Annotated in this window: 23 protein-coding genes and 1 riboswitch; of the genes, 11 read left to right on the top strand and 12 right to left on the bottom strand. The window is 63.7% G+C overall.

Going from position 1 to position 26,864, the window contains the following annotated elements; genetic code table 11:
- The first annotated feature begins 54 nt into the window (after positions 1 to 54).
- Both AC1PQG_RS10645 and AC1PQG_RS10640 read left to right on the top strand, forming a co-directional pair.
- Positions 55 to 1,764 carry a sigma 54-interacting transcriptional regulator gene (locus tag AC1PQG_RS10645; RefSeq protein ID WP_481122539.1) on the top strand — a complete coding sequence of 570 codons (1,710 nt, stop codon included), beginning with the start codon at positions 55 to 57 and terminating at the stop codon, positions 1,762 to 1,764.
- A gap of 395 nt (positions 1,765 to 2,159) precedes the next feature.
- Positions 2,160 to 3,797: a flavin-containing monooxygenase gene (locus AC1PQG_RS10640; protein WP_481122538.1), complete on the top strand. Its 1,638-nt coding sequence runs from the start codon at positions 2,160 to 2,162 to the stop codon at positions 3,795 to 3,797.
- 127 nt (positions 3,798 to 3,924) lie between these two features.
- Here the strand turns inward: AC1PQG_RS10640 and AC1PQG_RS10635 are convergent, their stop codons facing one another.
- Positions 3,925 to 4,506, bottom strand: coding sequence for an antibiotic biosynthesis monooxygenase (locus AC1PQG_RS10635; RefSeq protein ID WP_481122537.1), 582 nt, complete (start codon positions 4,504 to 4,506; stop codon positions 3,925 to 3,927).
- A gap of 117 nt (positions 4,507 to 4,623) precedes the next feature.
- On the opposite strand from AC1PQG_RS10635, the gene AC1PQG_RS10630 reads away from it, so the two are divergent.
- Entirely contained in the window at positions 4,624 to 5,565 is a 942-nt protein-coding gene (locus tag AC1PQG_RS10630) for a LysR family transcriptional regulator (protein ID WP_481122536.1), read from the top strand.
- A gap of 12 nt (positions 5,566 to 5,577) precedes the next feature.
- Here AC1PQG_RS10630 and AC1PQG_RS10625 read toward each other — a convergent pair whose 3' ends face one another.
- Positions 5,578 to 6,489, bottom strand: coding sequence for a MerR family transcriptional regulator (locus tag AC1PQG_RS10625; protein WP_481122535.1), 912 nt, complete (start codon positions 6,487 to 6,489; stop codon positions 5,578 to 5,580).
- 192 nt (positions 6,490 to 6,681) lie between these two features.
- On the opposite strand from AC1PQG_RS10625, the gene AC1PQG_RS10620 reads away from it, so the two are divergent.
- The 6 genes from AC1PQG_RS10620 to AC1PQG_RS10595 are packed head-to-tail and all read left to right on the top strand — an operon-like array spanning position 6,682 to position 11,779.
- Positions 6,682 to 8,010 carry an NAD(P)/FAD-dependent oxidoreductase gene (locus AC1PQG_RS10620; RefSeq protein WP_481122534.1) on the top strand — a complete coding sequence of 443 codons (1,329 nt, stop codon included), beginning with the start codon at positions 6,682 to 6,684 and terminating at the stop codon, positions 8,008 to 8,010.
- Between the two features lie 23 nt (positions 8,011 to 8,033).
- Positions 8,034 to 8,789: a DUF1365 domain-containing protein gene (locus AC1PQG_RS10615; protein ID WP_481122533.1), complete on the top strand. Its 756-nt coding sequence runs from the start codon at positions 8,034 to 8,036 to the stop codon at positions 8,787 to 8,789.
- 5 nt (positions 8,790 to 8,794) lie between these two features.
- Positions 8,795 to 9,991, top strand: a complete 1,197-nt coding sequence (locus AC1PQG_RS10610; RefSeq protein ID WP_481122532.1) for a class I SAM-dependent methyltransferase — start codon at positions 8,795 to 8,797, stop codon at positions 9,989 to 9,991.
- Positions 9,992 to 10,049: 58 nt separating this feature from the next.
- Positions 10,050 to 10,574 (top strand): DUF3833 domain-containing protein, encoded by a 525-nt coding sequence (locus AC1PQG_RS10605; protein ID WP_481122995.1) that lies wholly within the window; start codon positions 10,050 to 10,052, stop codon positions 10,572 to 10,574.
- 22 nt (positions 10,575 to 10,596) lie between these two features.
- Positions 10,597 to 11,352: an SDR family NAD(P)-dependent oxidoreductase gene (locus tag AC1PQG_RS10600; protein WP_481122531.1), complete on the top strand. Its 756-nt coding sequence runs from the start codon at positions 10,597 to 10,599 to the stop codon at positions 11,350 to 11,352.
- Position 11,353: 1 nt separating this feature from the next.
- Positions 11,354 to 11,779: a nuclear transport factor 2 family protein gene (locus tag AC1PQG_RS10595; RefSeq protein ID WP_481122530.1), complete on the top strand. Its 426-nt coding sequence runs from the start codon at positions 11,354 to 11,356 to the stop codon at positions 11,777 to 11,779.
- A 45-nt stretch (positions 11,780 to 11,824) separates the two neighbouring features.
- On the opposite strand, the gene AC1PQG_RS10590 is transcribed toward AC1PQG_RS10595, so the two are convergent.
- Positions 11,825 to 12,397 carry an NADPH-dependent FMN reductase gene (locus AC1PQG_RS10590; RefSeq protein WP_481122529.1) on the bottom strand — a complete coding sequence of 191 codons (573 nt, stop codon included), beginning with the start codon at positions 12,395 to 12,397 and terminating at the stop codon, positions 11,825 to 11,827.
- Between the two features lie 418 nt (positions 12,398 to 12,815).
- On the opposite strand from AC1PQG_RS10590, the gene acuR reads away from it, so the two are divergent.
- A complete protein-coding gene (gene acuR, locus AC1PQG_RS10585) occupies positions 12,816 to 13,463 on the top strand; it encodes an acrylate utilization transcriptional regulator AcuR (RefSeq protein ID WP_481122528.1) in 648 nt (215 codons plus the stop codon).
- A 50-nt stretch (positions 13,464 to 13,513) separates the two neighbouring features.
- Complete coding sequence (gene acuI / locus AC1PQG_RS10580; protein WP_481122527.1) at positions 13,514 to 14,497, top strand: acrylyl-CoA reductase (NADPH); 984 nt, start codon at positions 13,514 to 13,516, stop codon at positions 14,495 to 14,497.
- 75 nt (positions 14,498 to 14,572) lie between these two features.
- On the opposite strand, the gene AC1PQG_RS10575 is transcribed toward acuI, so the two are convergent.
- The 9 genes from AC1PQG_RS10575 to AC1PQG_RS10535 all read right to left on the bottom strand — a co-directional run bounded on the left by AC1PQG_RS10575 (position 14,573) and on the right by AC1PQG_RS10535 (position 26,293).
- Complete coding sequence (locus AC1PQG_RS10575; protein WP_481122526.1) at positions 14,573 to 16,369, bottom strand: acyl-CoA dehydrogenase; 1,797 nt, start codon at positions 16,367 to 16,369, stop codon at positions 14,573 to 14,575.
- A gap of 166 nt (positions 16,370 to 16,535) precedes the next feature.
- The gene (locus AC1PQG_RS10570) at positions 16,536 to 17,483 is read right to left on the bottom strand and encodes an NAD(P)H-dependent flavin oxidoreductase (protein ID WP_481122525.1); all 948 of its coding nucleotides are present in this window, start codon (positions 17,481 to 17,483) and stop codon (positions 16,536 to 16,538) included.
- A complete protein-coding gene (locus AC1PQG_RS10565; RefSeq protein ID WP_481122524.1) occupies positions 17,484 to 19,148 on the bottom strand; it encodes a long-chain-fatty-acid--CoA ligase in 1,665 nt (554 codons plus the stop codon). It lies immediately after the preceding gene.
- A 22-nt stretch (positions 19,149 to 19,170) separates the two neighbouring features.
- Complete coding sequence (locus tag AC1PQG_RS10560) at positions 19,171 to 19,746, bottom strand: chalcone isomerase family protein (RefSeq protein ID WP_481122523.1); 576 nt, start codon at positions 19,744 to 19,746, stop codon at positions 19,171 to 19,173.
- Complete coding sequence (locus AC1PQG_RS10555; protein WP_481122522.1) at positions 19,743 to 20,255, bottom strand: DUF4442 domain-containing protein; 513 nt, start codon at positions 20,253 to 20,255, stop codon at positions 19,743 to 19,745. The genes AC1PQG_RS10560 and AC1PQG_RS10555 overlap by 4 nt, the downstream gene beginning before the upstream one ends.
- Positions 20,256 to 20,333: 78 nt before the next feature.
- Positions 20,334 to 21,533 (bottom strand): acetyl-CoA C-acyltransferase, encoded by a 1,200-nt coding sequence (locus AC1PQG_RS10550; protein ID WP_481122521.1) that lies wholly within the window; start codon positions 21,531 to 21,533, stop codon positions 20,334 to 20,336.
- 21 nt (positions 21,534 to 21,554) lie between these two features.
- The gene (locus tag AC1PQG_RS10545; RefSeq protein ID WP_481122520.1) at positions 21,555 to 23,954 is read right to left on the bottom strand and encodes a 3-hydroxyacyl-CoA dehydrogenase/enoyl-CoA hydratase family protein; all 2,400 of its coding nucleotides are present in this window, start codon (positions 23,952 to 23,954) and stop codon (positions 21,555 to 21,557) included.
- Positions 23,955 to 24,016: 62 nt separating this feature from the next.
- On the bottom strand, positions 24,017 to 25,312 hold the full coding sequence (locus AC1PQG_RS10540; RefSeq protein WP_481122519.1) for an OmpP1/FadL family transporter: 1,296 nt from the start codon (positions 25,310 to 25,312) through the stop codon (positions 24,017 to 24,019).
- Between the two features lie 288 nt (positions 25,313 to 25,600).
- A complete protein-coding gene (locus AC1PQG_RS10535) occupies positions 25,601 to 26,293 on the bottom strand; it encodes a TetR/AcrR family transcriptional regulator (protein WP_481122518.1) in 693 nt (230 codons plus the stop codon).
- 257 nt (positions 26,294 to 26,550) lie between these two features.
- A riboswitch (cobalamin riboswitch) is annotated at positions 26,551 to 26,750 on the top strand.
- Positions 26,751 to 26,864 lie beyond the last annotated feature (114 nt).

The raw sequence follows: 26,864 nt of genomic DNA, 5'->3' as shown, positions 1-26,864 counted from the left end.
GATGAAGTCGATTCATGAATTGATGAAACGGGCCTCGGCAGAAAGGCGTGATCAGTGAGCAAGAGTTGTAGCCCCCAGTACCCGTCGGATGCTGACCTGTTGTCCCAGGTCCGCTTCGACCCGGCCCACGGCAAAGTGTGGCTCAACGAACAGCGCATGCTCCTGTTTCATGCCTCAGGCATGAGCCTGCTGCGCAAGGAGCTGATCGAAACGCTGGGCCTGGAGCGGGCCAGCGGGCTGTTGATGCGTTTCGGCTTTCATGCCGGCTTCAAGGATGCGGCGCTCGCCCGCAAGCTGCGGCCGGAGATCACGACGGCAGATGCCTTCCTGGTCGGCCCCCAGCTGGCCTGCATCAAGGGGCTGGTGCAGGTGGAGCCGCTGGAGCTGTCTTTCGACCTGTCCACCGGCGCCTTCATCGGCCGCTTCGAATGGACGGACTCCTACGAGGCCGAGGCCCATCAGCAGCAGTTCGGCCTGGCGGCAGAGCCGGTGTGCTGGACCTTGATCGGCTATTCCAGCGGCTTCACCAGCTATTACATGGGCCGCAAGATCCTGTTCAAGGAGGAGACCTGCGCGGGCTGTGGCGCCGCCCATTGCCGCATCATCGGCAAACCTGCGGAGGAATGGGACGACCGCGCGGAGCTGGAGAAATTCTACGAGCCCGATTCGGTGGCGGAGGAGTTGCTCGCCCTGCGCACCCAGGTCTCCGAGCTGCAGGAAACGGTCCGCGCGGCGCGCTCCTCGCCGACGGACTCGGTCAGCTTCATCGGGCGTTCAGCCGGCTTCCTGAAAGCAAAGAATCTCATCGAGCGGGGTGCGAAAAGCCGCGCGTCGGTCCTGTTGCTTGGCGAAACCGGCGTTGGCAAGGAAGTCTTTGCCCGCAGCCTGCACGCGCTGTCGGATCGGTCCGCCCAGCCCTTCGTGGCGGTGAACTGTGCGTCGATTCCGTCGGACCTGATCGCCTCGGAACTCTTCGGTGTGGAACGGGGGGCGTTCACCGGCGCCAACGTCAGCCGTGAGGGCAAGTTCGAACGCGCCGATGGCGGCACGATCTTCCTCGACGAAGTGGTCGAGCTGACGCCCGGCGCCCAGGCCGCCTTGTTGCGTGTGTTGCAGGAGGGGGAACTGGAACGAGTTGGCGGCACCTTCGTGCGCAAGATCGACGTGCGGGTCGTCGCAGCCACCAACGAAGACCTTCAGGAAGCAGTGAAGAAGGGGAAATTCCGCGCCGATCTGTTCTACCGGCTCAATGTCTATCCGGTGTCGATCCCGCCACTGCGGGAGCGCGCGGAGGATATCCCGCTCCTGGCCCGGCATTTCCTCGGCAAGTTCCATGCGTTGTACAAGAAGACCACGCTGGGCATTTCGGACCGGGCCCTGCGCGCGCTGAAGAACTACGGCTGGCCCGGCAACATCCGGGAACTCGAGAACATGATCGAGCGCGGCGTGATCCTGACCGATCATAACCGCAGCATCGACATCGACTCGCTGTTCGCCTCCCCGCCCGATGAAGACGCGGGCCATACCCTCGTTTCGCAGACCGGTGCCCTCAAACTGGACAGCGAACGCCCCCCTGCCCGCTCGCCCTACGACGAGCTGAGCGTCAGATTGCTGAACGAGGGCTTTTCCATCTCTGATTTCGAGTCCGCGATCACCCGCAACGCAATGGCCCTGGCCAACGACAATGTGACGCAAGCGGCCCGCCTGATCGGCATGACCCGGGCCCAGCTCGCCTATCGGCTGGAAAAAATCAAAGGGGAATAGGACGCGCCAGGGGCTCGCCCGTCCCACACACCAATCCGCCAACCATCGCGCCCCCGGAAACGCAGCATTTGCCCTGCGCGTCCGGGGGCGCGTCGCGTCCAGCTCCCACGATAAATTCCTCCCTGATTGGCGACTTCAGAATTTCATGAAATCGCTTGATGATTTTATGAATCGATACGCGGCCAGCCTGTTGATCCTTATTCGGCCATTTTGACTCAAGCCCCTGTTTTGTCTTGTCTATTTTTCTTTGGCACAGGCTTTGCTGATTAGCCCGTACGGGCGCCTGATGCCCCGAATGCAGGCAGCGGATCGAAACTCGGGCATTCCGCTCCATTTCGATCCGGCAATTCCGAGTGCCTGCATAAATACATATCGACAAGACAGGAGACAAAACCATGACGCAAGCCCTCCCTGAAAACCGGGCCCCTTCCTTTACCGACGCGGTTGTCGTGGGCGCCGGCTTCGCCGGGCTTTACATGCTGCATCTGCTCAGGGACACCCTGAAGCTGAAGGCGCGGGTATTCGAAAGTGCAGATGGTGTTGGAGGGACCTGGTATTGGAATCGTTATCCGGGCGCGCGTTGCGACATACCCAGCCACCACTATTCCTTCTCGTTCTCTCCGGAGCTCGAGCAGGAATGGACGTGGTCCGAGAAATACGCCGCACAGCCGGAAATTCTCGAGTATCTGGAATTCGTGGCACGGAAATTCGACCTCAATAAAGACATCACTTTCAACACCCGTGTCAAATCCGCTCATTTCGACGATGAAAAGCAGCGCTGGATCGTCACGACGGATAGCGGCGAAACCGTGATTGCACGCTTCTTCATCCCCGCCGTCGGGACTTTGTCGGACGCGAACATTCCCCAATTCAAGGGTCACGGCAGCTTCGAGGGACAGGTGCTGTTCACCGGCAAATGGCCCAGGGAGGGTGTCAATTTCGCAGGCAAGCGCGTCGGCATCATCGGGACCGGTGCCACCGCCATGCAAGCCATTCCGGTGATCGCCGAACAAGCCGCGCATCTGACCGTCTTTCAGCGGACGCCCAACTACGGCACGCCGCTGCGTAACGAGCCGATGAATCCTGCGGTGGACCGTGAAGTCAAACAGCGCTATCGCACACTCCGGCAGCAAGCGTGGGATTCCTTCGCCGGCGTACCCTTCGAGCGCCTGAAGCCCTCTGCCCTCGCCGACAGCCCCGAGGCGCGCCGACAGCAGTACGAGGCGTGCTGGGAAGACGGCGGCTTCAGCCTGTGGATCGGCTGCTACGGAGACACCCTGTTCGACCCGACGGCCAACAAATATGCGGCCGACTTCGTGCGTGAAAAGATCCGCTCTCGGGTCAAGGACCCGGCGGTGGCCGAGCTGCTCTGCCCGCCCGAAAGCCAGGCCTACGGCACCAAGCGCCAGCCTTGCGAAACCAATTACTTCGAGACCTACAACCGGGACAATGTGCAACTGGTCGACATCCGGAAGAACGCCATCGAGGAGATCCTCCCCACCGGGCTGCGGACCACTGGCGCCGAATACCAGTTCGACATCCTGATCTACGCCACCGGCTTCGATGCCTTCACCGGCGCGATGTTCAAGATGGATATCCGCGGCGAAGGCGGCAAGCCCCTGAAGGATTACTGGTCGGCCGGCCCGCGCACCTTGTATGGCCTGGGCGCCCACGGCTTCCCCAACATGTTCTTCATCACCGGGCCGCAAAGCCCATCAGTGCTGTTCAACATGCCGCTGGGCATCGAGATGCACTGCGAATGGATCGCCAACTGCATCACCTACATGGACAGGAACGGCTACGGCACCATCAGCGCCGACACGGCGGAGGAAGATCGCTGGATCCAGCACACCAAGGAGTTGGCGGACGCGACCCTGCTGCCCGAGGCCACCTCCTGGTACCTGGGCGCCAACATTCCCGGCAAACCGCGGGTCTTCATGGTGTATCTGGGTGGCGGCAAGCACTACAAAGAGGTCATCGGCCGCAGCGCGACCGAAGGCTATGCGGGCTTCACACTGACGCGCACCCGCTGATCGGCATCACCATCGAAGGCGCAGATGTCTTCCTCAACGTCGCGGGGTGATCTCCCGCGGTAACACGCGGCCCGCGACCATTTCGCCGTGGCACCTTGGGTGTCACGGCGTCCTTTTCACCGACACCTCAGCGTGAGCCCGGATTCAGGAAGCCACGCATCGCCCTGGTCAGCCGCGGCATCACCACCCAGGTCATCGTCACGACGATGAGCCCGGTGAGCAAGGCGACCTTGGGCAGGAAAGGTAGATAGGGTCGCAGCAGCGGTTCGATCAGCCACAGGACCAGCGACACTGTGGGGAAGATGCCCATCCACGTCACCAGCGCCATGCGCGCCCGTGGCGGATGCATCGTGGCGGGCACGACGGCCGGCGTGAACCAGGCCTCAAGCCCCGAGAGGCGCCGATACTCCGGGTCGGTGTCGGCCAGCTTGCGCATCCGCGCCAGCAGATCGGAGCGTGCCGCGCTGGCATCCCAACTGGCGAGCGCTTCTTCCGATGCAAAGCGGATGATGACCTGGTGCTCACCGTCCGGCTCGGCGGCCGGGATCAATTCCGCACCAAGGAAGCCCTGGCAGGCCTGCATCTGCTGGAACATCTCACCGACGAGGGCTTCATACGCGGCCTCATTTCCCGCGCGGATGTGGCGGCGGGCGACGCGGATAACGGGGTTCGCGGTACCTGGCGGGGTCTTGATGGCGCTGTTTTCCATGATCTTCCTCACAATGTTTGATGGCTTTGCGCTGCTTGATTGGAGTATGGCGATCATCGATATATAGTTGAAATCGATTGTTGATATTCGACCAATCCAGTAAACGGATACCCCATCGTGGATCTACGCCAGATCGACCTGAACCTACTCGTTTCCCTCGATGCACTTCTGGCCGAATGCAACGTAACCCGCGCCGCGCGGCGCCTGCATATCAGCCAGCCGGCGCTGTCAGCCCAACTGGCCCGCCTGCGCCATATCTTCGACGACCCGCTTTTGCTGCCTGCCGAGGCCGGCCGCGGCATGACGCCGACTGCCCGCGCCCTGGCACTGGGGCCAGTCCTGCATTCCGTGCTGAAGGACCTGGAAGCGGTCGTGCAATATCGGCCAAGCTTCGACCCGCTCACGGACGAACGCACCTTCCAGATCGCCGCCAACGATACCGCGATGGTCGTGCTGGGGTTGCCGCTGATCGAGAAGCTCGCGTCCTGCGCCGGGCCCGGCGTGCGTATTGCATTCCGAAATCCGGACGCCGGCCTGATCGCGGCGCAGATGGAAGGCGGGGAGGTTGACCTGCTCATCGCGTCCGAGCGGCTCTTGCCCGTATCGATGAAGGTCAGGCCGCTGCTTCACGGCTCCTTCGTGATGGCCCAGCGCAAGGGCCATCCGCGCGGCACGGCGCCTCTCGACATGGACGCTTACTGTGCTTTGCAACACGTACTGGTGACGGAGTTCGGCGGGCACTTCAGCGGCTACATCGACGAGACGCTGGCCGAAAGCGGACGCCACCGCCGAGTGGTGGTGTCCGTCGAGAAATTCATGCTGGTGCCGGAGATCCTGCGCAACTCGGATTACGTGTGCACACTGCCATCGATGCTGAGGAGCCGCTTCGCCAGCGTGCTCGACATGTTCGACCTTCCCTTCGACGACCGGGGCTTCGGCCTTCGATTGGCCTGGCACCCGCGCAATCACGCCGACCCTGCGGTGAGTTGGTTGCGCGACACTCTCGTCGGGCTGCTGGACAGCAGCGCCGCTCCAGAGCCGGACGTCACAGAGGAATAAAAGCGGCCTGTGCTATCCCGCGTGTTCGCTCCGCCATGCAGCCAGCGCCTCAACGCCCTGCTCCAGGGTCGAGAAACAGCGGATTCCAGCAGAAGGCGTAAAACGCAGGACACCGCTGCCGCCCACCCACAGCTCCACGTCGGTGGGGAGCGCGCGGCGCAATTGCTCAAGTATCTTCGGGAGTTGCCGCGACGGAAATGCGACGGAGAACGAAAGCGCCACGATATCCGCGCGATGGGCTGTTGCCGCCCGACTGATTTCCAGCAGCGGCATTTGCGTGCCGAGAGGAATGCACTCCGCGCCTTCCAGCGCCAGCAAGGCTTCGACCATCAACAGGCCGAGCATGTGTTGCTCATCCGGTACGCTGGTCAGCAGCACGCGCGGTGACCCGCTGCCTTGCGGCAGCGTGGCAATGGCCTGACGCAACACCCGCTTGGTCAGCTCGGTAAACAGGTGTTCTTCAAACACCTCAAGGCGCCCGTCCTCCCAGGCATCGCCAACCTGCCGTGTCAGCGGTGCGACGATGTCCTGAACAAAATGCTGCAAGCCCTGACGGGCCAGCGCCTGCTGGAGAGCGTGCACGAAGCCGTTCGCATCGTGCTGCCTGAGCAAGTCGAGCAATTCGGTGTATCCGGAATTGTCCGCTTCATTCCCCATCTCGGGAGCAAGCCGCCCACGACGCGGCGTCAGCAGGCTCAGATCCTCAACCGGTGTGGCAATCAGCTTTCCAGGCCTATACCCCTGATCCATCAGGCGTTTTATAACGCGCAAGCGCTCTACTTGCGCGACCGGGTAAACGCGCTCGCCGTGAGCATCCCGCTCTGGCACTGGGAAACCATAACGTCGCTCCCACATGCGGAGGACATCTTTGGAGAGCCCGGTGTCGCGTTCGACAGCCGCAATGGTGAAGCCCAGGGTATTCATAATTTGTCCTGAACAAATATTAGACAAACCGTTGACATAAGTTCGTTGGGTCACTACCTTACGAACAAAATGCATCTTTGTCTAGGACAAACAAAGTCCAGATGCCGACACCCGTGAGAAGCCGCCCTGCTGTCTTCCTTTGGGGAAGACACAGTCCAGACAACGACCAGCGCGGATCATCAGGAGAAAAGGATGAATGCCAGAATCAACCCGCGGCAGCGTATAGCGGTGGTCGGTGCCGGAGTTTCCGGTCTGGCTGCAGCCTGGTTGCTGTCGCGCAAATATGATGTGACCGTGTTCGAGGCCGGCGCCTATCTCGGCGGCCACACCAATACGGTCGATGTGACACTCGAGGGCAAGACCTATCCGGTCGACACGGGCTTTCTGGTCTTCAACGAAAAAACCTATCCCAACCTCATCGCATTGTTCGAGTTACTTGGCGTCGATAGCGTCGAGACCGAGATGTCCTTCTCGGTCAGCCTGGAGACACCCGATCTGGAATGGGCGGGCAGCAGCCTGGCGACCCTTTTCGCGCAGAAACGGAACCTGGTGCGGCGCCGGTTCTGGTCGATGCTTTACGACATACTCAGGTTCAACCACGAGAGCAGAGCCTGGCTGGCGAACCATCCGGACACCACGCAAAGCCTGCGCGGTTTCCTGCGCGACGGCCGGTATTCGGATGCCTTCTCCAATTGGTACCTGTTGCCCATGGCTGCGGCGATCTGGTCCTGCCCGACCGGGCAGATGCTCGACATGCCGCTCGCCACCTTCATCCGTTTCTGCCAGAACCACGGCCTGCTGCAGACTTTCGACCGACCGCTGTGGCGCACCGTGAAGGGCGGCGGGCGCGAGTACGTCAGGAAGATCGCCACCCAGTTGCACGACGTGCGCATCGCTTGCCCCGTCCACGCCGTTACGCGCACGACAGACGGTCTGCGCGTGGTGCATGCAGGGGGCAGCGAAGGGTTCGATCAGGTGGTGCTGGCCTGCCACAGCGACCAGGCGCTTTCCATCCTCGGCATGATGGCCAGCGATGGGCAGCGTGACGTGCTGTCCGCTATCGGCTACCAGCCGAACCGAGCAGTCCTGCACACCGACCCAGCCCTGCTGCCCCGCGACCATAGGCTGTGGTCGGCATGGAACTACTTCGGCGGCAAGACGGCGCCGGGCGCAGACGCACAGCCGGTGGGCGTGTCCTACTTGATCAACAAGCTGCAGCCACTCCCTTTCTCCACACCGGTGGTGGTGACACTGAACCCGGCACGCGAGCCTGACCCGACCAAGGTGATTGCCGAATTCGACTATGCCCACCCGATCTTCGATGGGCCTGCCATTGCAGCCCAGCGACGGCTGAGCAGGATTCAGGGCGAAGGCGGCATCTGGCTGGCCGGCGCCTGGGGCGGTTACGGCTTCCACGAAGACGGCCTGAGATCCGCACTGCGGGTCGCCAATGGCCTGGGCGTCAGGGCTCCCTGGCAGGACGCTTCGATATGCCCGCCGCGCGAGGCGGAAACCGCCTAGCAGAAGCCGTCGGAATCAATTCTATGAACGCACGCCCGCACATCTGTCTCGGTCACGTGATGCATCGCCGCCTGCGACCGGCGCGCAATGCCTTCGTATATCCGGTGTTCTACGTACAGTTGCCGGTACGTGACCTGGCTGCGGCAAAGTGCGGCATCTTCTCTGTGGACAGGCCCAACCTGCTGAGCTTCCACAGCAAGGACCACGGGCCCCGCGACGGCAGCCCCCTGCTGCCATGGATCGAAAGCGTGCTGGCTGAACATGGCTTGCCTAGCGATGGCGAGATCACGCTACAGACCTTCCCACGGGTGCTGGGCTATGTGTTCAACCCGGTCAGCTTCTGGTTTTGCCACGATCGCGGCGGCCTGCTGATCGCCGTCCTGGCCGAGGTCAATAACACCTTCGGCGGCACGCACAGCTATCTGCTGCATCGGGACGGCGCAGCACTGCGCGACGGCGAAGAATTGCACGCAATCAAGAGCTTCCATGTGTCGCCCTTCAATGGGATCGAGGGTGGCTATCGCTTCCGCTTCCTGCGACAACCCGCGATTCAAGTGGCGCGCATCGACTACGACGACACGGAGGGCGAACTGCTGCTCACCGCCCTTTCCGGCAAACCCGCCCCCTGGTCGGCCTGCGCACTCCTCAAGACCCTGCTGTGCATGCCTTTCCTGACCCTCGGCGTCATCGCGCGCATCCATTGGCAGGCGCTCAGGCTGTGGCTCAAGGGGGTGCCATTCCGCGGTGCGAATCCCGCTCCCCGATCCGTACAGGAATAATCCAAATGACCCAGACCCTCGACTACGCCCTCCCGCTGCGCGGCACCCGCCCCCTGGCCCGCGATACCCGCACTGTCTTCAAGCTGCTGGAAAAGCTGGCAGGCGGCTTCCTCGAAGTCCGCCTGCCGGACGGCTCCAGGGCCCTGTTCGGCGAGGGTGACAGCAGCCTGAGCCTGCAGGTGCACGACGAAGCGATGTTCGGGCGGGTTATCGCCCGTGGTGACATCGGGCTCGCGGAAGCCTACCTGGACGGACAGTGGGACTCGCCGGACGTCACTGCTCTGCTCACGCTGCTGGCGCGCAACCGGGGGGCACTCGCCAAGGCCATCTACGGATCCTGGCGGCAACTCCTGGCCGCACGCATGCGCCACTGGTTCAACCGCAATAGCCGCACCGGCAGCAAGCGCAACATCATGGCCCACTACGACCTGGGCAACGACTTCTACCGCCTGTGGCTCGATCCGAGCATGAGCTACTCCTCCGCCCTCTACCGGCCGGAAGACGATGGCTCCCTGCTGGCCGCCCAGCAGGCCAAGTACCGCCGCATTCTCGACCGCCTGCGGGCCAGGCCGGACGACAGCGTGCTGGAAATCGGCTGCGGCTGGGGTGGCTTCGCGGAGATGGCCATGGGTGGCGGTCTGCACGTCACCGGCCTGACCCTATCGCCGGCCCAGCTCGACTGGGCAAAAAAGCGCGTTCCCCGCGCCGATCTGCGTCTGCAGGACTATCGCGACACCCGGGAGCGTTTCGATCACATCGTCTCCATCGAGATGTTCGAAGCCGTCGGCGAACAATGGTGGCCGAGCTACTTCGCCACGGTCGCCCGCGCGCTCAAACCGGGTGGCCGCGCCATGATCCAGAGCATCACGATTCGCGACGACCTGTTCGCCACCTACAGGCGCGGCACCGACTTCATCCAGCAGTACATATTTCCCGGCGGCATGCTGCCCTCGCGCAGCGTCTTCCGGAAGTCCGCCGAAGGGCAGGGACTTCAGGTCACCGACGAGTTCGCCTTCGGCCTCGATTACGCCCGTACGCTGGCCGCCTGGCGTGCTGCCTTCGAAACAAACTGGACGCAGATCGCCACCCTCGGTTTCGACGAGGACTTCCGCCGGCTGTGGCGCTTCTACCTTCACTACTGCGAGGCCGGCTTCCTGGCGGGAAACATCGATGTCGTCCAGTTTGAACTCGCCCACCGTTGATCGCGACACGCAACGCCATCGGCTGCAGCTCACGCTGGCGCGATTCACTGGAGATTCGATGATGAAACTGCTGACTGGCGCCCTGCTCTCCGTCGGCCTGACCGCGTGCGCATCAAACGGTGTCGAGCAATATAAGGCAGAACAACCGGCGCTCGATTTGCAGCACTACCTGAACGGCACGCTGGACGCCTGGGGCATCTTCCAGGGACGCTCCGGTGAAGTGCAAAGACACTTCCACGCCGTCATCGAAGCCAGCTGGGAAGGCGAAACCGGCATTCTGGACGAACATTTCCAATGGTCCGACGGCACCACATCACGGCGGGTGTGGACGCTCAAGCGCCAGCCCGATGGCAGCTATCGCGGCACCGCCGACGACGTGATCGGCGAGGCGGTCGGCGAAGTGGCCGGCAACGCACTGCGCTGGCGCTACGTGCTGGCGCTGCCAGTAGACGGCAGGACCTACCACGTCGATTTCGACGACTGGATGTTCCTGATGGACGACAAGGTGATGCTCAACCGCTCCTACATGTCGAAGTGGGGCTTCAGGCTCGGCGAGGTTACGTTGAGCTTTGCCAAACGTTAAAGCCGAAGGAACGAGGATCACGATGAACCCGGCAATCTCGGACTGGCGGGGTCGGCGCGTGTGGCTGGTCGGAGCCTCGAGCGGCATCGGCGCTGCGATGGCCAGGGAACTCGCCCGTAGGGGCGCACGGCTGGCATTGTCGGCACGTTCGGCAGACGGACTACGGGCAGTCGGGATCGACGCGGCCCTGCTGCTGCCCTGCGACGCTACCGATACGACCAGTCTGGCCGCCACACATAGGACGCTGATGGCTGCCTGGGGAGGTATCGACCTGGTGGTCTATCTGGCTGGCGACTATGTACCGATGCGCGCAGACGATTTCGATCTGGCACTCGCCGAGCAAGTCGTCGCCGTCAATTTCAATGGGGCGATGCGCCTCGCCGCCTGCGTGCTTCCCACCCTGCAAGCCGGCCGCGGCATCGCCTTCGTGGCCAGCGTCGCGGGCTACCGCGGCCTGCCCAAGGCCTTGTGCTACGGTCCGGGCAAAGCGGCGCTGATCCACTTTGCCGAGTGCCTGCATCTCGACCTGACGCCGCGAGGTATTGGCGTCTGGCTCATCAATCCAGGCTTCGTGCAAACCCGCCTGACTGCGCGCAACGATTTCGCCATGCCGGCGCTCCTGACGCCAGAGCAAGCAGCTACTGCGGCAGTGGATGGTTTCAGCTCCGGAAACTTCGAAATCCATTTCCCCAAGCGCTTCACCCGCATGCTGAAGCTCCTGTCTTTGCTGCCGTATCGCTGGTACTTCCCGTTGATCCGCCGTCTCACCGGGGCCTGACATGGATCTCGAGCGCCTTATCGCCTTCTACCACGCGCTGACACCGGACAGTGTCGAGCGCTTTCCCGAGTTCTACAGCACCGATGCCTATTTCAAGGATCCGTTCAACGAAGTGCGTGGTACCAGGGCCATCCAGCGCATATTCACCCACATGTTCCAACAAGTGGATAAGCCACGCTTCGTCGTCACCGAACAGATACACGGCCCTCACGGCGCCACGCTGCTCTGGGAATTCTCCTACCGTACTCGCCTCTGGGGCCGAGGCGAAGTGCAGGTCATTCGCGGCGTCTCACATCTCAAGTTCGGCGGCGACGGCAAGATCAACTACCACCGGGACTACTGGGATGCGGCCGAGGAGTTGTACATGAAGCTGCCGCTCATCGGCCGCTTCATGAGGTGGCTTAAAAGTGCGCTGTCGGCCGGGTGAGCTTGGATCTAAGACACCCCGCGCCGCCCGACAACGCCACATGGATCAACTGCTTCGTGGCAGCACCGTCAGCACCCGCACGATGAAGGCGTGGAATTCCTTCATGTAGTTGCTCAGGAACTGCTCCGTAGACGGGTCCGTCACCTGCCCGTCTTCGGTGATGAGGCCAGGCTTGAACTGGATGTAGGCTTCGACGGTATTCATCAGCGGCGCATTGCAGAAGCACAGCACGCCGCGCAGGCTCTGCTGCGCCACCGCAGTGCCGATGGCGCCGGGCGAGGTGCCAATCACTGCAGCCGGCTTATGGGCGAAGGAGTTGTTGCCCCACGGACGGCTCGCCCAGTCGATGGCGTTCTTGAGACCGCCGGGAATGGAGCGGTTGAATTCCGGCGTCACGAAGAGGATGGCGTCGGAATCAGTGATGGCCTTTTTGAAACCGCAGGCCACCGGCGGAAAATCCGCGTCGTAGTCCTGGCTGTAAAGCGGTAGGTCGCGGATCGGGATTTCGGTCAACTCCAGTTCCGGCGGAGCCAGCCGCACCAGCGCCTTGGCCAGCAATCGATTGATCGAAGTGCTCGACAGACTGCCGACGAAATAGCCGACCTTGTACGTGCTCATGGGGATCTCCTTGCAGCGTAGAACAGGTTCATGTTCTGCCTGCAGCCGATGAGGCTGGGCGCGGGCGGGAGCGTCGGCAACGATACATGCTGTCCGACAAGATCACCATAGGTGCCACAGTCCGCGTTGGCAACGCTCAGCCCGGCAGGAGAAGAGGGCAAAAAAAACCCAGGCTCATTGGGGCCTGGGCTTAATTCCACACCAAAGGAGGAGGGGTGGAGGAGACGGGTTCAGAATACTGCGACTACGTTGCCGGGTGTTTTGATTGTTCTTATGTATCTATAAAATTTTATTCTTGCATGATGTTTTCATGCGACAAAACCCGCACTGGAAAATGGGGCGCCTCTGAGGTGGGCCGTCTTCCACTTATTTAAAAGCGGGGATTGATTTTTTGAGACGATCGGTCTAATTTATCTCCATGGACCTTCAGCCCACTGCCCCTGCCATCTCCCCGCGCCGCCGCGGCCGCCCGCCAAAGAGCGCCAACGGCTTCAGCGAAACCCGCGAGGCGCTGCTGCGCGCTGGCGTAGAGGTGCTCACCGAAAAAGGCTTTTCCGCCACCGGCATCGACCAGATCCTGTCCCGCGTGGGCGTGCCCAAAGGGTCCTTCTACCATTTCTTTCCCAGCAAGGAAGCCTTCGGCAGTGCGCTGATCGAGCGCTACGCTGGCTACTTCGCCCGCAAGCTCGACCGCTTCCTGCTCGACGAAAGCCAGCCGCCGCTGCAGCGCCTGCGCAATTTCGTCGCCGATGCCGCCGACGGCATGGCGCGCTTCGAATTCCGCCGTGGCTGTCTTGTCGGCAATCTGGGCCAGGAAACCGCCAGCCTGCCGAACGCCCTGCGTGTGCAACTCTCGGCGGTCTTCGCCGACTGGGAAGACCGTGTGGCCAGATGCCTGGAAGCGGCGCGGGCCAATGGCGCAATCTCCGCCGACGCCGATTGCCAACGCCTGGGGAACTGCTTCTGGATTGGTTGGGAGGGCGCAGTGCTACGCGCCAAGCTGGAAGCATCGAGCCGGCCGCTGGAAGTCTTCGCCGATTTTTTCTTCGCCGGGCTGCCCCGGTGAGTTTTTTTGTCTATTAATAGACGATCAGTCTAATTAAACGGAGGGGGAACATGTTCAAGGGAATCCTGATCGAGAAGGACGACACCGGTTACCGCGCCACGCTGCGCGACATCGACGAAGCCGGTCTGCCCGACGGCGACGTGACGGTGCGGGTCCAGTACTCCACGCTCAACTACAAGGACGCGCTGGCGATCACCGGCAAGAGCCCGGTGGTGCGGCGTTTTCCGATGGTGCCGGGCATCGACCTGGTCGGCACCGTCGAGGAAAGCCGCCATCCGGGTTACCGCACCGGTGACCTCGTGGTGCTGAATGGCTGGGGCGTCGGTGAAGTGCATTGGGGCGGCCTCGCCGAGAAGGCCCGCCTCAACGGCGACTGGCTGGTACCGCTGCCAGCCGCCTTCACACCCAGCCAGGCGATGGCCATCGGCACGGCCGGCTACACCGCGATGCTCTGCGTGATGGCCCTGGAGCGCCATGGCGTGACGCCGGACCAGGGCGACATCCTGGTCACCGGTGCGGGTGGCGGCGTCGGAAGCGTCGCGGTCGCCCTGCTGTCCAAACTGGGCTACCGGGTCGTCGCCGTCACCGGCCGCATGGAGGAAGAGCCTTACCTACGCCAGCTCGGCGCCAGCGAAGTGCTGTCCCGCGACGAATTCAGCGCCCCAGGCAAACCTCTCGCCAAGGAACGCTGGGCCGGTGCGGTGGATGTGGTCGGCTCCCATGTGCTGGCCAATGTCTGCGCCGGCATGAGATACGGCGGCACCGTCGCCGCCTGCGGCCTGGCCGGCGGCATGGATCTGCCGGCCAGCGTCGCGCCCTTCATCCTGCGCGGCGTGACCCTGGCCGGCGTGGACAGCGTGATGTGCCCTCGTCCGCGCCGCCTCGAAGCCTGGCAGCGCCTCGGCCGCGACCTGGACATCGACAAACTGGGCCTGATCGCCCACGAGATCGGCCTGAGCGAAGCCATCGAACAGGCTCCGGCGATCCTTGCCGGCAAGCTGCGCGGCCGCGTCATCGTCGATATCAGCCGCTGATTCCGCTCCGCAGCGCGCACCGCTCCGCTGAAGCAGGCTGTCTGCCATGGCGGACAGCCTGCCAAACCAGCCGGCCTACGCGAACAGCTCATCCCCCACGTCCGCAAGCGCAGCGTCGCCGTTCATCACGATCTCGGCGTAAGCAGCAGCCTGGGGCAGTAGTTGATTGGCGTAGAAGCGGGCCGTGGCGATCTTGTTGCGGTAGAAGACCAGATCGCCGTCGCCGCGGAACAGATGGCCGGCAGCGGCAAGCGCGGCCTTGCCCATCATCCACCCACCGCTGACAGTGACGGCCAGATGCAGGTAAGGCACGGCGGCGGTGAGCACGCCACCGAGGTTGTGTTTCGCACTACCGGCCAGCCATTCGCTGGCAACCGTCCATGCCTTCAACGCATTGCCGAGCTTGTGGCCGATGGCCTGCAGTTCCGGCTGGCCACTTGCGCCCAGTGCCTTGGCGGTGGCGTGGATCTCGCCGAACACAAGCCTGACCGTAGCGCCCTGATCGCGCATCAGCTTGCGGAACAGCAGGTCGTTGGCCTGAATGCCGGTGGTGCCCTCGTAGATCGTGGTGATGCGCGAGTCGCGCCAGTGCTGAGCAGCGCCTGTTTCCTCGATGAAGCCCATGCCACCATGGATCTGCACGCCGAGGGAGGTCACCTCGATACCCATTTCGGTGCCGCCGCCCTTGACGATGGGAATCATCAGCTCGGCCAGATAAAGCTTCTGCTTGCGCACCTCGGCGTCCGGGTGCTTGTGGGCCAGATCGAGCAGCCCGGCGGTGTAGTAGGTCAGGGCACGGCTGGCTTCGACGCGGGACTTCATCAGCATCAGCATGCGGCGGACGTCCGGGTGCCTGTCGATGCTCACCAGCGCCTCGCCGGTCAGCGCATCGCGGCCCTGCTTGCGGTCGCGGGCATAGGCCAGCGCCTGCTGGTAGGCGCGCTCGCCAAGGGCGATGCCCTGCAGGCCTACACCGAGCCGGGCCTGGTTCATCATGATGAACATGTACTCGAGGCCCCGATTGGCTTCGCCGAGCAGGTGGCCGACAGCACCCTCCTTGTCGCCGAAGGCCATCACGCAGGTCGGGCTGGCGTGGATACCGAGCTTGTGCTCGATCGACACGCAATGGGCGTCGTTGCGTGGGCCCAGCGACCCGTCGGCATTCACCAGGAACTTCGGCACCAGGAACATCGAGATCCCCTTCACGCCAGCCGGCGCATCCGGCAGGCGGGCGAGAACGAGATGCACGATGTTGTCGGTCATGTCGTGGTCGCCGTAGGTGATGAAGATCTTCTGGCCGAAGACCCGGTACGTGCCGTCTGCCTGCGGCTCGGCCCGCGAGCGGATCAGGGCCAGATCGGAACCGGCCTGGGGCTCGGTGAGATTCATCGTGCCGGTCCATTCGCCGGACACCATCTTCTCCAGATAGGTCGTCTTCAGTTCGTCGCTGGCACAGGTCAGCAGGGCTTCGACGGCGCCGGTGGTCAGCAGCGGGCCGAGGGAGAAGGCCATGTTCGCCGAGCAGATCATCTCCTTGACGGCGATGCCGAGCAGGTCGGGCAATCCCTGGCCGCCGAACTCGGTAGGCAGCGTAATGCCGTTCCAGCCGGCATCGCGATACTGCTGATAGGCCGCCTTCCAGCCTGTCGGCGTCGTCACACCGTTGGCGCCGAGGATGCAGCCCTGCCTATCGCCGACGCGGTTGAGCGGTGCCAGCACCTCGCCGGCAAACTTGGCGGCTTCGTCGAGAATGGCGTCGGCCAGATCCGGCGTCGCCTCTTCGCAACCGGGCAGGCAAGCTATCTCGTTGGAAGCGGCCAGTTCGTCCATGACGAAGCGCATGTCCTTGATCGGGGCGCGGTAATCACTCATTTCGTTCTCCTTGGTCAATCGTTCGTTTTAATTTGAAGGCGTAATCGGTTCAGCCCTGCGCCGCCATACGGCGGTCAGGAACAAGACATGAAGTGCGTGGGGCTTGCTGAATCCCGACCGCCACGCCGACCCGCTCCGGGGCCGGCTCAGCAAATCGGGCGATGGGTCAGAAGGATTTGGCCAACAGGTCAGCCTTGGCAGCCAGGTACTCGCGCTTCATCCGGGCAATGACGTCGGCGGCCGGCAGTACGTCGTCGATGGTGCCAACACCCTGCCCTGCGCCCCAGATGTCGCGCCAGGCCTTGGCGTCGTTGTCTTTGCCGAAGCTCATGGCGCTCTTGTCGCGAACCGGCAGATCTTCCGGGTTGAGCCCGGCGGCGAGGATGCTCTTCTTGAGATAGTTGCCATGCACGCCGGTGAAGTAAGGCGTGTAGACCACGTCCTGGGCCGTGGACTCGAGCAGCGCCTGTTTGTAGGCCTCGGCGGCGTTGGCCTCCTCCGTCGCGATGAAGCGCGAGCCGATATAGGCGAAGTCGGCCCCCAAGGCCTGTGCGGCCAGGATGCTGGGGCCGTTGGTGATAGCGCCGGACAGGGCGATCGGGCCGTCGTAGAACTTGCGGATCTCACCGACCAGTGCGAAGGGGCTGAGGGTGCCGGCGTGACCTCCCGCGCCGGCGCAGACCAGGATCAAGCCGTCCACACCAGCTTCCAGCGCCTTCTCCGCATGGCGGACGCTGATCACGTCATGAAAGACCAGGCCGCCGTAGGCATGCACCTGCGGCACGATGCGGGTCGGCGCCGACAGGCTGGTGATGACCAGCGGCACCTCGTGCTTCACGCACAAGGCCATGTCGTGCTCCAACCGCGTGTTCGAAGGATGGATGATCTGGTTCACCGCGAAGGGCGCAGCCGCCGGGCTCTCCGCCAGCGTGGCGCGGATGCGTGTCAGCCAGTCGTCGAGCAGTTCCTGCGGACGCGCGTTCAACGCCGGAAAGGAACCGATGACGCCGCTGCGGCACTGGGCGATGACCAGGTCAGGGTTGGAAACGATGAACATCGGCGCGCAGATCACCGGCAGCGCGAGGTTCTTGTTCAACGAAGCGGGAATCGACATTCAGGCAGCCTCCTTCAATGCGCGACGCAGGATCTTGCCGACGTTGGTGCGCGGCAGGTCATCGCGAAACTCTACGTGTTTGGGTACTTTGTAGCCGGTCAGCACGGTACGGCAGTGCTCAATCAGCGCTTTCTCGGTCAATGCCGGGTCCTTTCGGACAACGAAGATCTTCACCGCCTCGCCGGAATGCTCGTCGGTGATTCCAATTGCCGCCACGTCGCCAACGCCCGGATGCATCGCCACCGCCTCTTCGACCTCGTTGGGATACACGTTGAAGCCAGACACCAGGATCATGTCCTTCTTGCGGTCCACCAGGAAGACGAAACCCTGCTTGTCCACGTAGCCCATGTCGCCGGTGCGCAGGAAGCCGTCCGGATGAAAGGCGTTGGCGGTTTCCTCGGGGCGCTGCCAGTAGCCCTTCATCACCTGCGGGCCGCGAATGCAGATCTCGCCGACCTGGGTGATCGGCACCTCGGTCCCGATGTCGTCGCGGATCGAGATCTCGGTGGACGAAATCGGCAGGCCGATCGCCCCGTTGAAAGCATCCATGTCGAGGGGGTTGATGGTCGCCGCCGGCGAGGTCTCGGTCAGCCCGTAGGCCTGCAGCAGCGGCGTGCCGGCGACCTGGCTCCAGCGCTCCGCCACCGGGGCCTGGACGGCCATGCCGCCGCCAAGGGTGACGCGCATCGTCGAGAAATCCAGCTTGGCAAAATCCGGGTTGTTGAGCAGCGCGTTGAACAGCGTATTGACGCCGGTGAACACGCTCACCGGATATTTCGACCACTCCTTCACGAAACCCGGGATGTCGCGGGGATTGGCGATCAGCAGGTTCGTCGCGCCGATCATCAGGAAGGTCAGGCAGTTCGCCGTCAGCGCGAAGACGTGATACAGCGGCAAGGCAGTGACGATGATCTCCCGCCCTTCGCGCACCGCCGGGCGGATCCAGTTGTAGGCCTGGGTAACGTTCGACGCGATATTCGCGTGGGTCAGCATCGCGCCCTTGGAGACCCCGGTCGTACCGCCGGTGTATTGCAGGAAGGCCAGATCCTGCTGGCCGAGCGGCACCGGCTTGAAGCGCTGGCGCTGGCCCACGGCGAGGGCGGTGCCGAAGCTGATCGCCGTCGGAATGTTCCAAGCCGGCACCATCTTCTTCACGCGCCGGACGACCAGATTGACCAGCGCCCCTTTCACCGCGCCCAGCATCTCGCCCATCGGCGTGACGATGACGTGGCGCAGCGCAGTCGTTCTGGGCAGCACCTGCTCCAGCGTATGGGCGAAGTTCTCGACGATGACGATGGCCGCCGCGCCCGAGTCCTTGAGCTGATGCTCCAGTTCCCGCGGGGTGTACAGCGGGTTGCAATTGACCACCACGCAGCCGGCCCGCAAGGTGCCGAACAGAGCTACCGGGTATTGCAGCAGGTTCGGCATCATCAGCGCGACGCGGTCGCCCTTCTGCAGCCCCCGCGACTGCAGCCAGCCAGCAAAGGCAAGGGACGCCTCGTCGAGCTGGCGGTAAGTCATCTCCCTGCCCATGCTGATGTAGGCGACCTTGTCCGCGTAGGTCTTGCAGGCGTTCTCGAGCAGCGCGACCAGCGACGGGATGTGTTCGATGTCGATGTCCGCCGGGATACCCGCCGGATAGCTTTGCAGCCAGATTCTGTCCATGTCTGTCTCCTCGGCTGGCCGGTCAGTTGCCGAGCAGCGCTTTCTTGAGCCCGGCATCCGCCGGCTTGTCGCCGAGCCAGACCTTCAACAAGGCCTTGGCGAAGGCTCCGCCGGCAACCTTGCCGCGGGCTTCGCCGTTGACGCTCAGCGCCACGCCATCGCCGCTGAAATCGAGGGCCACGCTATCGCCCTCGTGCACCTTGCCGAGGCCGCGCATCAGGCTGCCGAACTGTTCGGACTGGGGCTTCACGGCTTCCAGCTCGGCAGGTGTGTTGTTGTGGGCCAGCCCCTCCTCCAGCGCCGAATGCAGCGTGTCGGCGCTGATGTCGCGCAGCAGGCGCAGACTCATCCGCCGCGGCGCGGCGGCGTCGATCAGTGCAGCGGCCGTGCCGCTCTTCTGCGGCACATACAGCGCACCGACATAGAGCTTGATGAACAGTTTGCTGCGCAGGCCAGCGCCGTTCAGCACCAGCTCGCTGTTGCCGACGCGGGCCCGCTCGTCGATCTTGACGCCGGCGACTTCCGCGGCGTGTAGCCCGGGCGAAGCCAGCAGGGCCGCCAGCAAGGCGGCCCCGGCGAAACGATGAAATTGACTCATTGCTCTCCTCCAGCGGATTTCTTCCGGTAGAAATTCTTCTCGGCGATATAAACGGTGCGCTCCACCACCGTATGCACAACGCCCTGCGCGTCCTTCAGCTCGACCTGGAAGGTCCGCTCCAGCTCCGGCTGCTGCGCCAGCGCGGCGCGGATGTCGGCCAGCTCTTCGGGGCTCAGCACGAAGTCGGCGTACAGCGTCGTGTAGCCCGGCTTGCGGTAGCGGATGCTCGCCGCCTTGTCCCACACGATGTAACCGTCGCCTAATGCCGCCATCAGCATCATCGGGTGCGCCCCGTCGGTGATCGCGAACAGCGAACCGCCGTACAGCGAACCGACGATGTTGCGGGTCTTCCACGACAGGGGCAGCGCTATACGGATGTGGCGCAGGTCACGCCCCACATGCACGACCCGCCCGCCCGTACCGCGGAAAGCCGGGTGCAGGTTGAAGCCCAGGCGCACCATGCGGGCACGCCACGCGGGCGGAAGTTTGGCGAGCCAGGCGGGCTTCATGGTCTGTTCTTCTTTTATGGTCGTGAATGGAGGTGGTAAAGCCCCGCGCCCCCAGATGCAGGCGCACGGGACGCATCGTCACACGCGCTCGAAGATGCCGGCGGCGCCCATGCCTGTGCCGATGCACATCGTCACCATGCCATAGCGGCCGCCGGTACGCTGCAGGCCGTGCACCACGGTGGCGGTGCGGATCGCACCAGTCGCGCCGAGAGGATGGCCGAGGGCGATGGCGCCACCGAGCGGATTGACCTTGTCCGGATCGAGGCCGAGTTCCTGCATCACCGCCAGCGACTGGGCGGCGAAAGCTTCGTTCAGTTCGATCCAGTCCAGCGCGTCCTGGCGGATGCCGGCCTGGGCCAGCGCCTTCGGAATCGCCGCCACCGGACCGATGCCCATGATGTCCGGCGCCACACCGGCCACCGCATAGCCGGCGAAGCGGGCCAGCGGCGTCAGATTGTGTTCCCGCAGGATCTTTTCCGACACCAGCATCACCGCCCCAGCGCCGTCCGACATCTGCGACGAGTTGCCAGCGGTAACCGAGCCGCGCACGTTGAACACCGGCTTCAATTTGCCGAGTTTCTCCAGAGAGGCATCCTGGCGCGGCCCTTCGTCCACCTCGACGGTGCGCTGACGGGCGCGGACCTGGCCGCTCGCCAGGTCGGGGATGTGCTCGGTGAAGCCGTAAGGCGTCGTCTCGGCGTTGAAATGGCCGGCCAGGATCGCCGCGCAGGCCTTCTGGTTGGAAGCCAGCGCGAACTGGTCCTGGGCCTCGCGGCCGATCTTCCATTGCTGGGCGACCTTTTCGGCGGTGAGGCCCATGCCGTAGGCGATGCCCAGATTCTCCTCGTGGGCGAAGATCGCCGGGTTCATCGACATCTTGTTGCCCATCATCTGCGGCATCACCGTCATCGACTCGGTGCCGGCGGCGAGCATCACATCGGCCAGGCCAAGGCGGATCTGGTTGGCCGCGTCGGCCACTGCCTGCACGCCGGACGAGCAGAAGCGGTTGATCGTCAGCCCTGGCACGCTGGTCGGTAGCCCAGCCAGCAGCAGGCCGATGCGGGCCACGTTCATGCCCTGCTCCGCCTCCGGCATCGCGCAGCCGACAATGACGTCGCCGATCAGGGCCGGGTCGACGCCCGGCACCTGGGCCACGACGGATCTGAGAACCGCCGCCAACATGTCGTCCGGGCGGACATTGCGGAATGCGCCGTTGCGCTTGGCCACCGGCAGACGGGTCGCGGCGACGATGTAGGCGTCTTGAATCTGTTTGCTCATGTTTTTGTCTCCTTGGCCCGATCAGTTGCGCAGCGGCTTGCCGGTTTCCAGCATGTGCTGGATGCGGGCCTGCGTGAGGGGATCTTTCAGCAGTTCGACGAACAGGCGGCGCTCGACGGTGAGCAGCCATTCCTCGTCCACCAGGCTGCCGGTTTCCACCTCGCCGCCGCACAGGGCGGTGGCAGCCGCCTTGGCCACCTTGTAATCGTGGGCGGAGATCATCCCGCCTTCCTTCATGTTCACCAGCATCATCTCGAAGGTGGCGATGCCGTTCTTGCCGGCGACCGGAATGCCTCGGGCCAGCTGCGGCGGGGTGTGGCCGGCATCGGCCATGGCGCGTGCTTCGCGGATGGCAACCCACAGCAGTTCGTGGGCATTGAAGAGGATGGTGTCTGACGGCCGGGCGAAGCCGTAGTCGATGGCCTCCTGCGCGCTTTTGGCGACCTTCGCCATCGCAATCGTCTGGAACACCGGCTGCAGGAAGTTGAACACCTCGGTCGGCGTTGCGGACTGGGCGGCCAGTTCAGCCGCACGCACCGCGAATTCCTTGCAGCCGCCACCCGCCGGGATCAGGCCGACACCGGCTTCCACCAGGCCCACGTAGCTCTCCAGCGCCAGCACGCGCTTGCCCGCATGCATGACGAACTCGCAACCGCCGCCGAGCGCCATGCCCTGCACCGCGGCAACGACCGGAACCTGCGCATACTTCAACGCCTGCGAGGCGCGCTGGAACTTCTCGACGGTCGCCTCCAGCACGTCGAAGCGGCCGGCGCTGATGGCTTCCGCCACCTGCTGCAGATTGGCCCCGACAGCGAACGGCGCCTCGTGCCAGACAACGAGACCGTCGAGCGTGCGCTCCACCTGGCGCACCGCGGCGATGACACCGTCGAGCACCTCGTTGCCGATGGTATGCATCTTCGACTTGATCGACACGATGCCGATGCCGGCATCGACCGCAGGCAGACGCCACAAGCGGACGCCGTCGTTCTCGTACAGGGTCTCGCCGGACTGTTCCGGTGACGCCACGTTCTCGCCGAGCACCCGCTCAGGGAAGAGCTGGCGGCGGTAAACCGGCAAGTCGGAACGCGGCACGTAGGTATTGCGGCGGGCCGACCAGGAGCCCTCTGGCGTATGCACGCCAGTGCGGCCGGCTTCCAGCGCCCAAGCCGGCAGCGGCACATCGCTCATGGCTTTACCGGCCGCAATGTCGGCGGCCACCGCATCGGCAATGGCGGACCAACCGGCAGCCTGCCAGGTTTCGAACGGCCCTTGCGCCCAGCCGAAGCCCCAGCGCATGGCCAGGTCGAGGTCGCGGGCGTTATCGGCCACGTTCTCGAGCTGCACCGCAGCGTAGTGGAAGATATCGCGGAAGATCGCCCACAGGAATTGCGCGTGGGGATGTTGCGAGGCCCGCAGTGCGGCGAATTTCTCTGCCGGGTTCCGGATCTTGAGGATTGCAGCGACCTCGTCGGCGATTTCAGCGGAGGATGGCCGATAACCCTGCTCGGCCAGGTCGAGCACCTGGATCTCCTTACCCTGCTTGCGGAAGATGCCGCAGCGGGTCTTTTGCCCGAGAGCGCCCTGCTCGATCAGCAACTTCAGCCAGGCTGGCGTCGTGAAGTGCGCATGCCAAGGGTCGTCGGGCAGGGTGTCCTGCATCGTCTTGATGACGTGAGCCAGCGTATCCAGGCCGACCACATCGGCGGTGCGGTAGGTGGCGCTCTTCGGCCGGCCGATCTTCGGGCCGGTCAGCGCATCGACCTCATCGAAACCGAGGCCGAAGGCCTGGGTATGGTGCATCACCGCCAGGATGGAGAAGACGCCGATGCGGTTAGCGACGAAGTTCGGTGTGTCCAGCGCGCGGATCACGCCTTTGCCGAGGCGGGACGTAAGCCAGGTTTCCAATGCGTCGAGCAGCGTGGCATCGGTGCGCTGCGTGGCAATGAGCTCCACCAGATGCATGTAGCGTGGCGGGTTGAAGAAGTGCACACCGCAGAAACGCGGGCGCAACACCTCCGGCAGGCCCTGCTCCAGCGCGTTCATCGACAGGCCGGAGGTGTTCGACGCGATCACCGCGTCCGGTGCCAGGAAGGGGCTGATCTTCGCGTAGAGATCGTGTTTCCAGTCCATGCGCTCGGCAATCGCCTCGATGATCAGGTCGCAGTCGGCGAGCAGCGGTAGGTGTACCTCATAGTTGGCGGCGTCGATGAAGCGCAGCGTGTCCTTGCTCGCCAGCGGCGCCGGGTCGAGCTTCTTGAGGCCGTCGAGGGCTTTCCTTACAACCGCGTTCTTGTCGCCGTCCTTGGAAGGCAGGTCGAACAGCACGACGGGCACGTCGGCATTGGCCAGGTGGGCGGCGATCTGCGCACCCATCACGCCGGCGCCGAGGACCGCGGCCTTTCTTACGATCAATTTGTTCAAGGGCTGTCTCCTTCAGCAATCAGGATTATGCATTAAGGGTATAGAAAAATCGTGGCGACGCATCAGAAGGCGTAGTTCAGCTGGACGGATAGCAGATCGACGCTGTTCTCGAACTTGCCTCGTACGGTCTGCAGGGTCACCGTCTCGGCGGTGTTCGTGACCGCCCGCGCTGTGTGGGTGTCCTTGAGGAACAGGTGGGCGTAGCCGAAATCCAGGCTGGTATTGGGCGCGACGGCCCACTTGGCGCCGAAGGCCAACCAGATGCGGTCCGCGTCGGGCACGGTCATCGTGCGACTGGCATCGTCGGGAATCGGGTTCTTGTCGAAGGCGGTACCGGCGCGCAGTTTCCAGTCCTGGTTGTACTGCCAGGTTGCGCCGACGCCCACGCGCCAGGTGTCCTTGAAGTTGTAGCGCAGCGGTGCCGTGGCAGCCGCACCGTTGGCAGCTACTTTGGGCGCCAACGTCTGTAGGCTGCTCCAGCCGGTCCAGGAGTAGTCGCCGAGCAGCGTCCAGCGCTCGTTGAGCTTGTGCTGGAGCGCGACGGACAAGGTGTCGGGCGTCTCGATGGAGGCGGTGATCGACCGATCGACCAGGCCCGGCACGGTCTGCGTGCCGTCGAGATCGACCTTCACCTTGGAGCGGTAGCTCACGCCCAGCCGGGTGGCCTCGTCCAGCTGATACATCAGGCCGGCGTTGTAGCCCCAGGCCCGACCATCGCCCTTGAGCCGCCCGACCGGTGCGCCGACGTAGGGCGTGGCCTGTGTGAATTCGATCTTGCTGACGACGTAGTCGACGCCGACGCCAAGCGACAGCCGCTCATTGACACGGTAGGCGACGGACGGATTGACGTTGATATGGCGGATGCGGGTTTTCTGGCCAGAGAAGCGTCCGACGAAGGTGCTGTCGTATTCCGTCTCGTCGGCGAAGGTCGGCCCTATTCCCAGGCCCAGCCGCCAGTCTGGCGCCAAGGCGTAGGCGTAGTAGATCGCCGGTACCGCATGCACGCCACCCCCATTGCCTCCCGAGTCACCGAGCGGATGGAATGCCCCGGTGGGCGCGCCGGTCAGCGGATTGATGACCGGCATGGGCGTGGTTCCTTGATCGGTGAAGCGGCTACTCCGACTGATCAGCGTGCCTACTGCGCTGATGTTGTGAGTACCGGACAGCAGCGTCATTCCGGCCGGATTGAAATAGATCGTGCTCGCGTCCTCGGCAACGGCAGCCTGGCCGGCATAGGCCGTTCCAAGCCCTGAACCGTTCTGCTCCATGAGCTGGAAGCCGGCGGCGCCTGCCGAGCCGGAAAATGCCAGCGCCGATATGAGCAACGGGATAACGCGGGGCTGCAGCATGTTTCGCATCAAGTCGTCTCCTTTTGTACTTTTGTAATAAGCAAGAACATCGAAACTGGAATGCACAAACGTTCGTTTTAACCGAGAGGCAAAAAAACAGCCCTGCTACTCCAAGGCCTCCTGGAATCACTATATTCAAACGTTCGTTTGATAATAAGGAGCTTGCAACGAGCCGGCAAGTCTTTTTTTGCGTGCCGGCGATGCGAATCGTCAGATACAGGTGGTGGAACGCACGTCCCGGCGCTCCAGATGCGGCCCCTGCTGCCCGAAGCCTCGGGCAGCCAGCCGGGCGGCGCGTCAGTCCGCGGCGCCCTCGAACTGCGGCAGCGGTGCCCGCAGGCCGCCGAGCAGGAAGGACATCAGCCGCGGCAGCAGGCGATCGAAGCGGTCCATCTCCGTTTCATCCTCGATCTGCCAGTCGGTCACCACACGCAGCGCGTCGATGCCGGCGATCGCGAACGAGGTGGCGCCGAGCATGAAGTGGAAGCGCCAGACGATCTCGGACTTGGGCACATCCGGCAGCGCCTTGAACAGTGCGTCCTTGTAGCGCTCGACGACGGCGCGGTATTCCCGGGCGAGAAAGGTGTGGATGAACTCTGTGGGCTCGGTGAGGGTCCGCCCGAGCAGGCGCAGAAAGGTCATGCCGCCGCGGGCCTCGTTGTCGGCCAGGCGCAGCAGCGTCCCGAAAAAGCCGTCCACGATCTGCGACGGCTTCAGCGGCTTGCCCGCCGACTCACGCTCCAGCGCGTCGAGGATGCGCATGCGCTCATCGTTCAGCCAGTCGAGCCGTCGGCGGAAGACCTCCTGCATCAGGGATTCCTTGGAGCCGAAGTGGTAGTTCACCGCCGCCAGGTTGACGCCTGCTCCGCTGGTGATCTGGCGCATAGACGTCCCGTCGTAGCCGTTGGCCATGAAGAGGCGCTCGGCCGCATCAAGAATTCGTTCGCGGGTATCCGCATTGGGGGTCTCGCCAGCTTTCGGTGCAGCCACTTCTGATACTCCGTCCTCGTACAGTCGTTTGAACATAAATTGATCCGTACGTGGATGCAAGCGCCGAGCCCAAGGCGGCAAACAGCCGCCGGGTATCCCCCACGCATCCATGGGCCATTGCACGCCCATCCCCGCGGCAGGCCGAATGCGCACGCATAACGATATGCTCCGCCCTCAGCCTACTATTGGTTGATCAATTGACAGCCTCAATCACTAAATAGCCGATCAACGCGTTGACAGCCCGCCCGGCCGCCGCCTAAACTCCGCCCCGTCATTGGTTCCCCGCCAGGGGATGAAAAGGGAAGCCGGTGCGAGACCAAGGTCTCAATGCCGGCACTGCCCCCGCAACTGTAATCGGCGAGTTTCGTGCCCCCACAGCCACTGGATGCGCTCCGGGAAGGCCGGCACGACACGCGGACCCGAGAGTCAGGAGACCTGCCATGGCCCAATCCTTTTGCGCTTTTGGGGCGGGGTGTCCCTGAAACGAGGAGTCTTGCCGCCGTCGTGCGGCGGGCCGCCCTGCCGGGTTCCCGCTGCCGCGCTCCAATCGCTCCCTCGGCTCTCCGCCCCC

It is taken from the genome of Zoogloea sp. GDB6, assembly GCF_056724105.1.
Note: the sequence above shows the minus strand (reverse complement) of the source record. Positions and strands in the feature narration are given on the sequence as shown.